15 protein-coding genes and 1 pseudogene are annotated in these 14502 nt (G+C 70.2%); 7 read left to right on the plus strand and 9 right to left on the minus strand.

Annotated elements, in window-relative coordinates:
* Positions 1-57: 57 nt before the first annotated feature.
* From QF037_RS20135 to QF037_RS20150, 4 genes are all read right to left on the minus strand, one after another.
* Positions 58-558, minus strand: coding sequence for a DUF6082 family protein (locus tag QF037_RS20135; protein ID WP_307027169.1), 501 nt, complete (start codon positions 556-558; stop codon positions 58-60).
* A 145-nt stretch (positions 559-703) separates the two neighbouring features.
* The gene (locus QF037_RS20140; protein ID WP_307027171.1) at positions 704-961 is read right to left on the minus strand and encodes a hypothetical protein; all 258 of its coding nucleotides are present in this window, start codon (positions 959-961) and stop codon (positions 704-706) included.
* Positions 962-1095: 134 nt separating this feature from the next.
* Positions 1096-1605: a DUF6082 family protein gene (locus tag QF037_RS20145; RefSeq protein ID WP_307027172.1), complete on the minus strand. Its 510-nt coding sequence runs from the start codon at positions 1603-1605 to the stop codon at positions 1096-1098.
* Positions 1606-1830: 225 nt separating this feature from the next.
* On the minus strand, positions 1831-2229 hold the full coding sequence (locus tag QF037_RS20150) for a winged helix-turn-helix transcriptional regulator (RefSeq protein ID WP_307027174.1): 399 nt from the start codon (positions 2227-2229) through the stop codon (positions 1831-1833).
* Positions 2230-2320: 91 nt separating this feature from the next.
* Here QF037_RS20150 and QF037_RS20155 point away from each other — a divergent pair, with 91 nt between their 5' ends.
* A complete protein-coding gene (locus QF037_RS20155) occupies positions 2321-3175 on the plus strand; it encodes an NAD(P)H-binding protein (RefSeq protein ID WP_307027176.1) in 855 nt (284 codons plus the stop codon).
* Between the two features lie 191 nt (positions 3176-3366).
* Positions 3367-3774, plus strand: a pseudogene (locus QF037_RS51015) (EamA family transporter); the annotation flags it as partial.
* 315 nt (positions 3775-4089) lie between these two features.
* Here QF037_RS51015 and QF037_RS20165 read toward each other — a convergent pair.
* A complete protein-coding gene (locus QF037_RS20165) occupies positions 4090-5541 on the minus strand; it encodes an MFS transporter (RefSeq protein ID WP_307027179.1) in 1452 nt (483 codons plus the stop codon).
* Between the two features lie 90 nt (positions 5542-5631).
* Between QF037_RS20165 and QF037_RS20170 the strand changes: the two genes are divergently transcribed.
* The 3 genes from QF037_RS20170 to QF037_RS20180 all read left to right on the plus strand — a co-directional run bounded on the left by QF037_RS20170 (position 5632) and on the right by QF037_RS20180 (position 7693).
* Positions 5632-6066 (plus strand): winged helix-turn-helix transcriptional regulator, encoded by a 435-nt coding sequence (locus tag QF037_RS20170; RefSeq protein ID WP_307027181.1) that lies wholly within the window; start codon positions 5632-5634, stop codon positions 6064-6066.
* Positions 6067-6114: 48 nt separating this feature from the next.
* A complete protein-coding gene (locus QF037_RS20175; RefSeq protein ID WP_307027183.1) occupies positions 6115-6567 on the plus strand; it encodes a VOC family protein in 453 nt (150 codons plus the stop codon).
* Positions 6568-6742: 175 nt separating this feature from the next.
* Positions 6743-7693 (plus strand): M28 family metallopeptidase, encoded by a 951-nt coding sequence (locus QF037_RS20180; protein WP_307027184.1) that lies wholly within the window; start codon positions 6743-6745, stop codon positions 7691-7693.
* Here QF037_RS20180 and QF037_RS20185 read toward each other — a convergent pair.
* On the minus strand, positions 7690-9753 hold the full coding sequence (locus tag QF037_RS20185) for a hypothetical protein (protein WP_307027185.1): 2064 nt from the start codon (positions 9751-9753) through the stop codon (positions 7690-7692). The genes QF037_RS20180 and QF037_RS20185 overlap by 4 nt on opposite strands.
* Positions 9754-9971: 218 nt before the next feature.
* On the opposite strand from QF037_RS20185, the gene QF037_RS20190 reads away from it, so the two are divergent.
* A complete protein-coding gene (locus QF037_RS20190) occupies positions 9972-10469 on the plus strand; it encodes a DUF6668 family protein (protein WP_307027187.1) in 498 nt (165 codons plus the stop codon).
* An 82-nt stretch (positions 10470-10551) separates the two neighbouring features.
* The gene (locus tag QF037_RS20195; RefSeq protein WP_307027189.1) at positions 10552-11136 is read left to right on the plus strand and encodes a flavodoxin family protein; all 585 of its coding nucleotides are present in this window, start codon (positions 10552-10554) and stop codon (positions 11134-11136) included.
* Positions 11137-11143: 7 nt separating this feature from the next.
* Here QF037_RS20195 and QF037_RS20200 read toward each other — a convergent pair whose 3' ends face one another.
* From QF037_RS20200 to QF037_RS20210, 3 genes are read right to left on the minus strand one after another with little or no spacing between them, the layout of a single operon-like run.
* On the minus strand, positions 11144-12010 hold the full coding sequence (locus QF037_RS20200; RefSeq protein ID WP_307027190.1) for an ABC transporter permease: 867 nt from the start codon (positions 12008-12010) through the stop codon (positions 11144-11146).
* The gene (locus QF037_RS20205; protein WP_307027192.1) at positions 11997-12989 is read right to left on the minus strand and encodes an ABC transporter ATP-binding protein; all 993 of its coding nucleotides are present in this window, start codon (positions 12987-12989) and stop codon (positions 11997-11999) included. The genes QF037_RS20200 and QF037_RS20205 overlap by 14 nt, the downstream gene beginning before the upstream one ends.
* 33 nt (positions 12990-13022) lie before the next feature.
* Positions 13023-14258 (minus strand): LolA family protein, encoded by a 1236-nt coding sequence (locus QF037_RS20210; protein ID WP_307027194.1) that lies wholly within the window; start codon positions 14256-14258, stop codon positions 13023-13025.
* Positions 14259-14502 lie beyond the last annotated feature (244 nt).

A 14502-nucleotide genomic window follows, 5' to 3' on the forward strand; every position in this document is an offset into this window, starting at 1 on the left:
CCCAGGCGCCTAATGATCCGGGGGATGCATGCGAACTTGTCGTACACGTGAAGCCCCTCACTCGCCCGTGGACTCAGGGTCCACAACCCACCACTCGTCAAGGTCCTCGAGTCGCTCGTCCCTGATGACATCGACCGCTCTACCGATCCTCGCCTCAAGGGAGTCTTCGGGCAGGCCCCGACGTGTCTCAGCCGTCCGTTCCCAGTACTTCGAGAAGACTGGGCTGCCCAGCAACCACCGCAAAGATCCGAGAAGTTCACCCCGGTCGATGGAGCCGACTCGGTATGCCAGGAGAATCAACCCGTACTGCGCATTGGCATTGAGCGTCTGTCGACGTTCCTCATCAGGCAGATCGGTGAGGGCGCTCAGAGAAGCAGCGAGTGGCGGGTCGTCGATCGCCCGGTCGAGCCGACCCAGAAAATAGCCATGCAGCTGAATCAGGTTCGCCCGATGCAGTTCCGTTGCTATCCGTTCGTACCCGTCCGCCATCCGTCCGAGCTGGTGAGTGACCTGCTGAAGCGCCTCCAGTATCGGCTCGCCCTGGTCCGGCACCGCCATGGCCTACCCCCATTCCGCCGAGTGACAACGCTCGCGCCTCCAGCGTGCAAGCCGGAGGGGGGAAGCGGAAAGGGGGCGTATCGACGGATGTGCAAACCGAAGGGCTGAGTGTCCCTACCTCACTGGGGGACCCAGCCCCGTGCGCTCAGGCGTCGGGGATGTCTCGCTTGGCGCGCAACAGCGTGTCTCGCGTGATCACGACGATCCGCTCGTAATCGGCGCGGGCGGCGTCTTCGGGAAGCAGGGCGTCCAGTTCCTCGGTGCGGTCCGTTCCGATGACGGCGAAGCTTCCGTCGCTCAGTTCGAAGAGGTCGGGGCACGTCTCGTTCGTGACGCTTCCCCGCTGACGTGGTGAGTCACCGATGCGTCGGAGGATACGGACGGCGGGGGGTTCGTTGTGCACGCGGAGAGCCTCTTCGACGGGATGGAGCCATGGTCGTGCGGCACAACCGGCACAGTCGCCCCAAGACACGTCATTTTAAACGGAGTTAGGCCTTAGGGGTGAAGAGTTATGCCACTTGGAGTGAAAGCAATCTCTCAGGGCGACGGCTCGTCCGGGTGCGCCACGACCCACCACACCTCGGGCTCCTCGCGAAGGCCTTGCACGACCACATCCACCGCCTTCCCCACACGGGCTTCAAGTGATCCGCGGGGCAAGCTCCGGCGATGATCACGGGTCAGTTCCCAATAGCGATCGAAGATCGGATTCCGGCACAACACCCTCAGGTGCCCCATCAGTTCGTTCCAGCCCATGGCCTCTACGCGATACTGGAGCACGATGCCGTGGTATCGCGCGTTGACATGGATCATCTGACGACGCTCACGCTCCGTGAGACCCGACAAGGTGCTGACGGCATCCGCCAGAGCAGGATCCGCCATCCCGTGCTCCATCTGCTCAACCGAGATGCGGTGCAGCTGGATCAGGTTGGCATATCTGATCTCCTTGGCGAGAAGGGCCAGCTGATGAACCAGCCTCTCCGCCCACTCCTCGGACCTTCCGCTCGCTGCTGAATCGTTCCCTCGCGCGTCCGGATTCTCTGCGTCCAAGGCCAACCCCCGAGTCAGGCGTCCGGGCGTCGGATAGCAACCTCCTGGACCGGCGCACGGTTGGGCACAACGCCCCGCCCCCAGCATGCCGGGCGGCTCAAGTCGGCGTGGGAGGCGGAAAGGGGGCGCATGGAAGGACGTACCGCTCGTGTCGACCAACGCCCTGTCATGTATGTGCCCGGCGAGCGCCGTCGGCATACGTTCGGCAGGCCCCGAGCGATTGCGTCATTCCTGCTCAGAGGCCCGTTTCCGCGCGTCGTACCCCTCCCGCGCCTCCTGCACCGCCCCCATCCGCGTCTCCGTCCACACGGCCAGCCGCCGTACCTGTTCCGCCGCCTCGCGGCCCAGGTCGGTGAGGGAGTAGTCGACGCGGGGCGGGATCACCGGCTTGGCGTCCCGGTGCACGAAGCCGTCCCGCTCCAGCGTCTGGAGGGTCTGGGTGAGCATCTTCTCGCTGACGCCGCGGCCGAAGCCGCCGATCTCGCGGCGGAGCTCGCTGAAGCGGTACGAGCGGTCCAGGAGGGCGATCAGGACCAGGACGCCCCAGCGGCTGGTGACGTGCTCCAGGACCAGGCGGTGCGGGCACATCGCCTCGGCGTTCGTCTCCACGCTACTTACTGCCATGCCAGTACCTTACTTCAAAGTGGGTACTTTCCAAGAGTTAGCGCACCACCTAGGGTTAGCGTCACCGCACCCCACAAGGAGATCGCACATCATGAGCATCGTCGTCACCGGAGCCACCGGACACCTGGGCCGCCACGTCATCGAGCAGCTGCTGGAGAAGGTGCCCGCCGACCAGGTCACCGCCGTCGTCCGCAGCGCCGAGAAGGGCGCCGACCTCGCGGCGAAGGGTGTGAAGATCGCGATCGCGGACTACAACGCTCCCGAGACCTTCGGCAGCCTCTTCGCCTCCGGCGACAAGGTGCTGCTGATCTCCGGCAACGAGTTCGACAAGGGCCGGGTCAACCAGCACAAGGTCGTCATCGCCGCCGCCAAGGCCGCCGACGTGGCCCTGCTCGCGTACACCAGCGCCCCGGGCTCCCTCACCGCCGCGCTCGCCGACGACCACCGCGGCACCGAGGAGGCGCTCCTCGCCTCCGGCCTGCCGTACGCGCTGCTGCGCAACGGCTGGTACCACGAGAACTACACCGAGAACCTCGCCCCCGTCCTCCAGTACGGCGCCGTCACCCAGGCCGCCGGCGAGGGCCGGGTCTCCTCCGCCTCGCGCGCCGACTACGCGGCCGCCGCGGTCGCCGTGCTGACCGGCGAGGGCCACGAGAACCAGACGTACGAGCTGGGCGGCGACGAGGCCTGGAGCTTCGCCGAGTACGCGGCCGAGCTCAGCAGCCAGACCGGCAAGGAGATCGCCTACAACGCCGTCTCGGTCGAGGAGTACACCGGCATCCTGGCCGGCGCCGGGCTGCCCGCGCCGCTGGCGGCCACCCTCGCGGGCGTGGACGCCTCCATAGCGAAGGGCGAGCTCGTCGTCTCCTCCGGCGACCTCTCCCGGCTCGCCGGCCGGCCGACCACCCCGCTGTCCGAGGCGGTCGCCGTCGCGCTCAAGGGCTGATCACTCCCCTAAGGGCCCTTGAGCCTCCGACCCCCGCCTGTCATGACCGTATAGCGATACGGGCATGACAGGCGGGGGTGCTCGGCGTTACCTTCGTGCAGGCGAGGTCGACGTGAGAGGGAGGGCCCGTGAGCGGGAAGCCGAGGGGCGAGCGGCACATAGGACTGCTGAACGGCTTCGCCGCGTACGGGATGTGGGGGCTGTTCCCGCTCTACTTCCCCCTGCTGAAGCCCGCCGGATCGGCCGAGGTGCTCGCCCACCGGATGGCCTGGTCCTTCCTCGTCGTCACCCTGGCGCTGGTCGTCGTACGACGCTGGAAGTGGGCCGGTGAGCTGCTGCGGCAGCCGCGCAGGCTCGCGCTCGTCTCCGTCGCCGCGGCCACGATCGCCGTGAACTGGGGCGTCTACATCTGGGCCGTGAACAACGAACGGGTCGTCGAGGCCTCCCTCGGCTACTTCATCAACCCCCTGGTCACCATCGCGATGGGCGTGCTGCTCCTGAAGGAGCGGCTGCGGCCCGTGCAGTGGGCGGCGGTCGCCGTCGGTGCGGGTGCCGTGGTCGTGCTCACCGTCGGGTACGGACGTCCGCCGTGGATCTCACTCGTTCTCGCCTTCTCCTTCGCCACGTACGGCCTGGTGAAGAAGAAGGTCAACCTCAGGCGGGCTCGAATCGCTGGCCGCCGAGACCGCGATCCAGTTCCTGCCCGCGCTGGGCTATCTGGTGTGGCTGACCGCGCACGGCGACGCCACGATCGTCACCGAGGGCCCGGGGCACGCCGCCCTGCTCGCCGGGACCGGCCTGGTCACCGCGCTCCCCCTGATCTGCTTCGGCGCGGCGGCCATCCGCGTGCCCCTCTCCACCCTCGGTCTCCTCCAGTACCTAGCGCCGGTCTTCCAGTTCCTGCTCGGCATCACCTACTTCCACGAGGCCATGCCGCCGGAGCGCTGGGCCGGCTTCTCGCTGGTCTGGCTGGCGCTGTCGCTGCTCACCTGGGACGCGCTGCGCACGGCGCGCAGGCTCAGGGCGGAGACCAGCAGGCCCAGCACCACCATCGCGACGGGCACCACGAGCGCCGTACGGAACGCGGAGAGCGTCGCCTCCGGCCCCGACCCGGTGGAAGCCAAGCCGTAGACGGCCGTCACCGCCGAGATCCCGACCGCCGAGCCGAACTGGCTGGAGGTGGTCAGCAGCCCGCCGGCCAGCCCCTGCTCGGCATCGTTCACCCCTTCGGTCGCCGCGATCGTCAGCGGCCCGTACGCCAGCGCGAAGGCGGTGCCCGCGACGAACAGCGTCGGCAGCATCGCCAGATACGGCCAGTCCATGCCGACCGGCAGGAACAGCCCGTACGCCACCACCGCCAGCACGAAGCCGACGACGATCACGCGCGCGTGCCCGAACCGCGCGACCAGCCGCGGGGTGAGCGTGGGCGCCAGCACGGCGTCGCATCCCATGATCACCAGGGCGATCGCGGTCTGGAGCGCCGACCAGCCGCGCAGTTCCTGCAGATACAGCGTCACGACGAACTGGAAGCCGAAGAAGGCCCCGACGAAGAGCATCATGCCGACGTTGGCGCGGGCCACCGGCCCCTCGCGCAGGATGCCGAGCCGGACCAGGGGGTTCGCGCAGCGGCGTTCGACGGCCACGAAGAGCACGGCGAGCAGGAGCGCCGCGAGGGCCGATGCCGCCGTCAGCGGCCAGCCGTGCAGGCCGTGTTCCAGTCGTACGACGGTGTAGGCGGCCAGCAGCATGGCGCCGGCGACGGTGATCGTGCCGGGCAGGTCGAAGCTCCCGCGCCCGGTCCGCGTGGCGTCCTGATGCGGAATCACCCGCACCGCCGCCACCAGCAGCGCGCCCGCCATCAGCACCGGGGCGAAGAACACCCAGCGCCAGTCGAGCGAGGTGAGCAGGCCGCCGATCACCAGGCCCAGCGAGAAGCCGCCGGCACCGGTACCGGCGTAGACGAGGAGGGCCTTGTCGCGCTGGGGGCCCGCCGGGTACGAGGTCGTGATCAGGGACAGTGCGGCCGGTGTCATGAACGCGGAGGCCACCCCGGTGACGAAACGGGCGACGATCAGCATCCAGCCCTCGGTCGCGAACCCGCCGAGGCCGGAGAAGGCGAGGAAGACCGCCAGCCAGAGCAGGAACATCCGGCGGCGGCCGAGCAGGTCGGCGGCGCGGCCGCCGAGCAGGGTGAAGCCGGCGTAGCCGAGGACATAGGCGCTCATCACCCACGCCGCGGTGTCCGTCGCGAGCCCGAGGTCGGACCTGATCGACGGGATCGCGATCGCCATCATCGCGATGTCGGCGCCCTCCAGGAAGACCGTTCCGCAGAGAACGAGTAACAGCGCCCACGCGCGCGTGCCCATGGCAATGCTCCGTAAATAGGGGGGCGGTTACCCGAATGAGGGTCAGTTCCCTCTTGTAACCACCCCCAGCCTCCGGCAGCATCGACAGACATGGAAGAAGGCACTTCGAAGTCACCTGGTTACTGCGAGAGCACCGTGGACTACGGCGACGCCGACCCCTTCCAATGGGACACCCGGGAGGACTGTCAGGTAAGGCAGATCCTCGACCGGGTCGCCGACAAGTGGTCGCTTCTTGTCATCGCCCTGCTGGAGAACCGTCGGCTCCGCTTCACCGAACTGCGCCGGGAGATCGACGGCGTCAGCCAGCGCATGCTGACCGTGACACTGCGGCAGCTGGAGCGGGACGGGCTGGTGAAACGGACCGTGCATCCGGTGGTGCCGCCGCGCGTGGAGTACGAACTGACGCCGCTGGGCGGGACGTTGCACGCCACCATCCAGTCGCTGGTGACGTGGACGGAGGTGCATCAGGGGGAGATCGCGGCGGCGCGGGAGGCGTACGACCACCGGGCGGCGGAGGCGGTCTAGCGGCCGTGCTGCCGGGCTTTGTCAGTGGGCGGCGCTATAAGTGGACGCATGACTCCTGTGCACTGGAAGCTCGTCATCGATGCCGGAAACCCTCAAGCGCAGGCCGACTTCTGGGCCGCCGCGCTGCGGTACGAGATCGAGGACAACGACGCCCTGATCCAGCGTCTGCTGGAGCTCGGCGCCCTCCCCCGCGAGGCCACCGTCGAGTTCCACGCCCGGCTCGCCTTCCGTGACCTGGTCGCCGTACGGCATCCCGACGATCCGTACGACGAGGACAGCGGCACCGGTCTCGGCCGGCGGCTGCTGTTCCAGCGGGTCCCGGAGGAGAAGTCGGTCAAGAACCGGCTCCATCTCGACCTGCACCCGGGCGAGGGGAAGCGGGCGTCCGAGGTGGAGCGGCTGACGGGGCTCGGCGCGAGCGTGCTGCGGGAGGTGAAGGAGGCCGGGAGCGAGTGGGTGGTGATGGCCGATCCGGAGGGGAACGAGTTCTGCGTGCAGTGAGCTCCGCGCCGGGGCCTTCGGACCCTTGCACAGCCGATCGCATCGACGGGCTCCGGAATCCGAACTCCGTGTCCTGATACCGCTCTTGACGGAGAGTTAGCCACAGCTTCACCATCCAGGCACCCCATTCGCTGTGGAATCCCTGTGATTCCCGAGGAATCCGGAGCCCCCCACCATGAAGCTCTCCGTTTCCGGGCGTGCGTCGACGGCTGGTCTCGTCACGGCCGTCATGCTGCTGACCGGCGGATCCATAGCCGGCGCGGCGCCCGCGCCCGAGGTGACCGCCGCCGCCGCGCCCGACATCCCCGTGGCCAACGTCAAGGCCCACCTCACCCAGCTCCAGTCCATCGCCACCGCCAACGGCGGCAACCGGGCGCACGGCCGCGCCGGTTACAAGGCCTCGCTCGACTATGTGAAGGCCAAGCTGGACGCCGCCGGATACACCACGACCATCCAGCAGTTCACGTCCTCCAGCCGCGTCGGCTACAACCTGATCGCCGACTGGCCGGGCGGCGACACCAACCAGGTCGTCATGGCCGGCTCGCACCTGGACAGCGTCACGTCCGGGGCGGGCATCAACGACAACGGGTCCGGTTCGGCGGCGGTCCTGGAGACCGCGCTGGCCGTGTCGAGAACCGGGTACCAGCCCACCAAGCATCTGCGGTTCGCCTGGTGGGGCGCGGAGGAGCTGGGGCTGGTGGGCTCGCGCTACTACGTCAACAACCTGTCCTTGGCGAACCGGGCGAAGATCAGCGGATATCTGAACTTCGACATGATCGGCTCGCCCAACCCCGGCTACTTCGTCTACGACGACGACCCGGCGATCGAGAAGACCTTCAAGGACTACTTCACCGGCCTCGGCGTCCCCACCGAGATCGAGACCGAGGGCGACGGCCGCTCGGACCATGCGCCGTTCAAGAGCGCGGGGGTGCCGGTGGGCGGGCTGTTCACGGGCGCGAGCCGTACGAAGACGGCGGCGCAGGTGGCCAAGTGGGGCGGGACGTCCGGGCAGGCGTTCGACCGGTGCTACCACTCGTCCTGCGACACGACGTCCAACATCAGCGACACGGCCCTGAACCGGAACAGTGACGCGGCCGCGTACGCCGTGTGGGAGCTGTCCTCCTAGGAGTTGAGCTTGCGGGCGCGCTCGGTGAGACGGCCCATCCGGGTCCGGGCCGACTCGAGTTGCTCGATGTCCTCGGCGGCCGCGCCGCCCTCCATGGTCAGCTCGGTCCACAGGCCGATCAGGTCGGTTCCCATGCGCAGGCCCTGCTCGGGGTCGCGTACGGCACGCCAGGCGGTCGCCGCGCTCTGGATGTTGCCGTACGCGGCCTCCGTGTCCCTCGCGTGGTGACGGGTGCGGGCCAGGTCCAGGGAGAGATCGAAGGCGCGGGCCGGATCACCTGCCAAGTAGGCGATGTACGCGGTGAGTTCGAACAGCCGCAGCACCTCGGGGTGGTCCGTCCCGAGCGTGCGGGAGGCCTCACCGACCGTCTGCTCGGCGAGCTGCGCGGCCTCCGTCACCCGGCCCGCCTTCACGGCCTCGTTGATCCGCGCCATCGGCCCGGCGAGAAACACGGTCCCGCCACCGTCGTACGCCGTCGCCGGATCGTCCCCGAGCACGGCCTCGGCCACGGCATCGAAGCCGCGGGGCGGGGTGGGCTTGGGGTCGGGCTCGTCGACGGGGGCGGAGGCGGTGAAGCCGAGGATGGGCTTGCGGGCGGGGGCGAGGCCGGAGGTGGGCGGGGGCCCGGGGGCGGGTGCGAGGCCGGAAGTGGGCGCGGGACCGGGCGTCGGGGCGGGTTCGGAGGTCGACACAGGCCCGGAGCTGGGCTCGGGGTGGGTGGTCGGCGTGGGGCGCGGGGCGGTTTCCGGCTTGGCGTCCGTCGGTGGTGCGTCTGCCGGGGGTACGTCCGTCACGGGCGCGTCCATCACGGGCGGCGGACCGAACTGGCCCGTCGGGGGCGCGACCGTACCGGGCGCCGCTTCCGCCACCCACTCGGGCACGGCCCGCAGCCGGAACGTCGGCACGGCGTCCCGGGGCTCCTGACCCTCCGGGTCCGGCAGGGCACGGAGGGGGAAGGTCGGGGGCTCGGGGGTCTGGCGGAAGAGATGGGTGGGCTTGTCCCGAGGGGGCTGGTCGGCGGGCTCGGCAGAGCCGCCCGGACCGGCGGGTGCGGCGGTGGGCGCGGACGGCGACGCAGGCTGGGCGGACTCGGCAGCCCCCGGCGCAGAGGCGCCAGACCCGGACGGCACCGCGGACTCGGCAGACGCCCGAGACGATTCAGCCGCCTCCGGCACGAAGTCGGCAGGCTCGGACGGCGGCGTGGGCCAGGCAGACGCCCGGGGCGATTCAGCAACCCCCCGCGCAAAAGCGCCGGACCCGGACGGCGACGCAGACTCGGTGGACCCCCGGAGCGGTTCAGCCGCCCCCGGCACGAAGTCGGCAGGCTCGGACGGCGACGCAGGCTGGGCGGACTCGGCGGGTCCCGGCGGAAAGGCGGTGGGCGGCGCGGGCGGTGGAGTCGGTCGTGACGCCTCACCCGGCTCCGCCGAATACGGCGCCTGGCCCTGCTCCCGCGGGTAAGGCGCCCCGCCCGGCTTACCCAGCCGAAGAGCGTGCCGCGGTTCCCCGGCCCCCGACAGCGGCCGCTGCTCCCGCGAGGGCGACACCCGACCCGACTCCCCCGCGTACGACACCCGGCCCGCGCCCTCCGACCCGAAACCCTCCCCCGGCTCCCCAGACCCCGGCAGCCGCCCCGACTCCCCCGCATACGACACCCGCCCCGAGCCCCCCGGCCGGAAAGCCTCGCCCGGCTCCCCCGCGTACGACACCCGCCCCGAGCCCTCCGGTCCGAAGCTCTCCCCGGGCGCCCCCGGCGGAGCCGTCGGTGTCGGTTCTGCTGTGAAGCGGCTCGAGCCGTCCGTGTCGATGCGCAGGGCGAGTACGTAGCCAATGCGGTGGTCGTGGACCGTGGTGTGGACGGGGTGGCCGGTGGCGAGGGCGATGCGGTGGAGGTGGTTGAGGACGGTCTGGTGGAGTTCCTCGCCGGGGACCGGCGTCACCGGTACGCCGCCCACCGCCGCGCCGGCCGGGCCGACCAGGACATCGATCGGTGCCGCCGCGAGCACGGCCGGCTGCGCGGTGCCCTGCTGGTCCCGCTTCTCACGGCTCAGTCGCGACATCGTTCCCTCACTCGGATCCGTCGAAGAGTGGGCGGACGGCGTGTTCGAACTCCATGGTGCCTCCATCGGCCGCCGCCCTCCCGCTCCCCCGGCATCAAGAGCCGGTCGTACACGTACTGTTGAGTAGTCTCTCCGCTCGCTCACGGTTCTCACGTCACCGTGGCGTCACAGGCTCGTCCCAGCCCGGCGGAGGGACGGCCCCGGAGAGGAGACCGTACGTGCAGCAGGCGCAGGGACCGGAGATCTGGATCCGTGGTCCGGTGACCGTACCGGAGGAACCTCCGGGGGCCGTCGCCACCCATGCCTCCGCCCGGCGTTTCTCCTTCGTCGGCACCCATGGCGGCGCGGGTGTCTCCACGCTGGCCGCCGTCTACGGCGGGTACGACTGCGGACGTGACTGGCCCGGCCCCGACGCTCCCGCGTCCGTGCTGCTCGTCGCCCGCACCCATGCGAGCGGGCTGTCCGCGGCGCTGCACACCCTGGACGCCTTCCGGCGCGGAACGGCCCCGCACGGCCTCGACCTCGACGCCGTGGTGCTCGTCGCGGACGCCCCCGGCCGGCTGCCGAAGCCGCTGGCCCAGCACGTCAAGGTGATCGAGTCGCTGATCGACGTCTACCGCGTGCCGTGGGTGCCCGCCTGGCGCCTCGGCGATCTCGGCGGCCACCCCCCGCGCGAGACCGCACCCCTGGCCCGCCTCACCGGCCGGTCGCGCTGACGGCCCCCGGACACGAACCCCCTCGACAGATACTTGCATGCGCATATAATCGGCGTACGACGTCCATCACCTGGGGGATTCCATGACGCGCCGTTTCCTGTTCGTGCTCGGCAGCAGCCGCGACGACGGCAACACCGAACTGCTGGCACGCGCGGCGGCCGAGCAGCTGGCCGAAGACGTCGAGCAGCAGTGGATCGACCTCAGCGACCACCTGCTGCCCGACTTCGAGGATCTGCGCCACGACAGCGACCATGTGCGACCGACCGAGGGGAACGTCGGGCTGCTGTTCGACGCCACCCTCGCGGCGACGGACATCGTGATCGCGTCCCCGCTGTACTGGTACTCGCTCTCCGGACAGGCCAAGCGCTACCTCGACTACTGGTCGGGCTGGCTGCGCACCCCCGGTGCCGACTTCAAGGGCACGCTCGCGGGCCGCACCCTGTGGGGTGTCACCGCGCTCGCGCACGAGGAGTTCGAGGTCGCCGATCCCCTGATCGGGACCCTCCACCACTCGGCCGCGTACATGGGGATGCGATTCGGCGGGGTGCTGCTCGGCAACGGAAGCAAGCCGGGCGACGTACTCGGCGACACGGAGGCGCTGGCCCGGGCGAAGACGTTCTTCGCCCAGGAGGCGCCGCTCGCGCGTTTCCCGTACGAGACCCCGTGAGCGGTGCTCAGGCCGTGATGTCCTTCGTCGTGAACCTCGCCCATGCCGCCGAGCCGAACACCGCCGCGTACAGGGCCTGGAGGCCGAGGTTCTTCACCAGGTCGTCCCAGTAGACGGGTTCGCGCATGAGGTCGGCGAAGGACAGCCAGTAGTGGGAGAAGAAGTACGGCTGGATCGCGTGCAGCTGGGGGATCTGGTCGAGGATCTGGACCGTGATGAGCAGGCCCACGGTCGTCGCCATCGCGGCGATGCCGCTGGCGGTCAGCGTCGACACGAACAGGCCGAGGGCCGCCACGCCGGTCAGTGACGCGGCGACGACCAGGGCGATCAGGAAGGCCCGGCCGAGGCCTTCGCCGAAGCTGATCTGAGTGCCGGAGATGGTGGTCAGATCCCCCAGCGGGAAGAGCAGGGCGCCGACCGTGAGCGCCGAGGCCGCGACCACCAGGGTGGCCACGAGGCAGAAGGTCATCACCGTCGCGTACTTGGTGAGGAGGAGGCGGGTGCGGCCGGCCGGGGCGACCAGGAGGTAGCGCAGGGTGCCGGCGTTCGACTCACCGGCTATCGCGTCGCCCGCGATGACGCCGATGGCCATGGGGAGGAAGAAGGGGAGGGTGGCGGCGAGTGCGGTGAAGACCAGGAACAGGCCGTTGTTGGTGATCTGCGAGACGAAGGCGGGGCCGCCACCGCCGCCTTGGGAGCCGCCGCCGTCGCCCGTCTCGATCTTCACGGCGATGCCGACGAGGATCGGTACGGCCGCGAGGACGCCGAGAAGGGCGAGGGTGCGCCAGCGGCGGAAGGTGGTGATCAACTCACTGCGGAACAACCCGAAGGTCCACAACGGACTCGGCTTGACCAGGACCTCAGCCTGCGACATCGAAGCCCTCTCCCGTCAGCGCCACGAAGGCGTCCTCCAGCGAGGCCCGTTCCACTCCGAAGGCCCGTACGCGCACGCCCGCTCCCACCAACGCGGCGTTGATGTCCGCCAGTTCGCCGTCCGGGGGATCCGCGGTCACCCGGTCCTCGGCCACCACCACATCCGCGACGCCCTGTTCCTTCAGCACCCGCGCCGCGTCCCCCGTGTCCGGGGTCGTCACCACCAGCCGTCCCCGCGTCCCCGCCGCCAGGTCGGCCACCGGGCCCTGGGTGATCAGGCGGCCCTGGGCCATCACGGCCGCGTGGGTGCAGACCTGCTCGATCTCGTCCAGCAGATGCGAGGACAGAAAGACGGTCGTGCCGTCCGAGGCCAACTCCCGTACCAGGGAGCGGATTTCACGCATCCCCTGCGGGTCGAGGCCGTTGGTCGGCTCGTCGAGGACGAGGAGCTTGCGGGGTTGGAGGAGGGCCGCCGCGAGACCCAGGCGCTGTTTCATGCCCAGCGAGTACGCCTTGGCCTTCTTGCCGGCCGCGGCCGCCAGGCCCACCCGGTCCAGTGCCGTCGCGACGCGTGCGCGCCGGGTGCGGGGGTCGGCGGTCGGGTCGGCGGCGTCGTAGCGGATGAGGTTGTCGCGGCCGGAGAGGAAGCCGTAGAGGGCCGGGCCCTCGATGAGCGCGCCCACGTGCGGCAGTACGGCGCGCGAGGAGCGCGGCATGGGGCGGTCCAGCACCCGGGCCGACCCGGAGGTCGGTTCGATGAGGCCCATCAGCATGCGGATGGTGGTGGTCTTGCCCGAGCCGTTCGGGCCGAGGAAGCCGAAGACGCTGCCGGCCGGGACGGTCAGGTCGAGACCGTCGACGGCGAGCTGCCCGCCGCGGTAGCGCTTGGTGAGGGCGCGGGTGTGGATGACGGTGTCACCCACGTCCGCGCTGTCACCGTCGCCCTCCGGTTGCGGCTCCGTGGCGGGCGGCTGGTCCATCGGCTCCCTCGATCCGTCGTGCGCGTGCGGTGGCTACTTGGCCTCGTTCGCCGCCTTCACCAGCGCGTCCTTGGTCACCGCGCCGACGTAGACCTTGCCGTCGTCGGTGATCAGGGCGTTGATCAGCCGGGTCTTGAACACCGTGCCCTCGCCGAACTTGCCGCTCGCCTTGTCGCCGAGCGAGTCGAGGAAGCCGCCGAAGGCGCCGCCGGCCTCGGAGCCGGACGGGATGCCCTGGCCGCCGGTGTCGAAGGTGGCGATGGAGGTCCAGCCCTCGCCGATGACGTCGAGCCCGTCCGGGCCGCCCCGGGCGAAGCCCTCGTCGCCGGAGAGGCCGCCGCCGGAGTGGCGGGAGTCGCCGGAGTGGCGCTCGGGTGCCCCGGCGGCGTCCTCCTCGGTGACCTTCGCGCCCTTGGGAGGCGTGAAGTCGAAGGTGGAGGCGGCCGGCTTGGCGTAGCTGATCTGGGTGAAGCCGGCGTCGACGACGGCCGCGCCGCCGCTCGCCGGGGTCAGCGTGAACTTCAGCGGCAGCCCGGTCTTCGCGTCCACGGCCACGGTGACCTGTCCGACGGTGGACCCGGAGTCCTTGGGCTTGATGACGAGCCGGTAGGCGTCGCGGCCCGCGACGTGCGCGGTGCCCTCGACGGTCACCGAGGTCGTGTCGTCGACCGCCTTGAGGGCGTCCTCGGTGAGGTCCTTGGGCGTGGCCGGGACCTCTTCCCGCTGGTCCTTGCCGTCGCTGTCGTCGGCGGTGCCGTGGAAGACCTCGTTGGTCCCGCTGTCGTAGCCCCACACGTCCTTGCCGTTGTGGATGAGGCTGTACTCGGCGGCGTTCTCAAGGAGCGAGAGCTTCTGCTTGTCCTCGCCGTCGGCCGCGACCCGCAGGGTGTGGGTGCCGGTGGCGAGTTCGGTGAGCTTGGACGTCGGATCGGCCGACGAACCGTCACCCGATCCCGAACCGCCGCCTCCGCCGGTCAGGCTGTTCTCCAGCCCGCCGAAGTCCGGCAGCCCCAGATCCGTGGTGATCTTCACGGTGCCGGACAGCTGCTCCACGTCCGACGCGGCGATCTTCTCGATGAGTTGCTGTGCGCTGATCTTCGGCAGGTCGGGGTCGCCGGAATCGGCGAGCGCCGGGACCAGCCCGATGGTCGCCGCGGCCACTCCCACGACCGCGACCGGGACGACGTACCGCGCGGCCCTGCGCCTCCCCGCGCGCAGGTCGTCGGTCTCGTCCGGCGTCGTGCTGTCGTCGGATCCGTACGGTGCCATGTGTGCCCTACCTCCGTGATCGGCGGCGGCTTCCAACTGCTCCACTCGTCCACCCCGTAGCCGCCATTCTCACCCGAATCGGTGAGGAGTGGTGTTTTCCCGTGGTTCCCATCTGACCAAATCCGACAGGCCGATACGTCAGCCCCCGGGCTCAACTCCACGTACACCTGCGGTATGACACATGGAGGCGGCGCCTCCCCCGACCCGTAGGGGTCGCGAGGGAAGACGCCGCTCATGTACGTCG

It is taken from the genome of Streptomyces canus (assembly GCF_030815415.1).
Classification (GTDB): Bacteria; Actinomycetota; Actinomycetes; order Streptomycetales; family Streptomycetaceae; genus Streptomyces; species Streptomyces canus_F.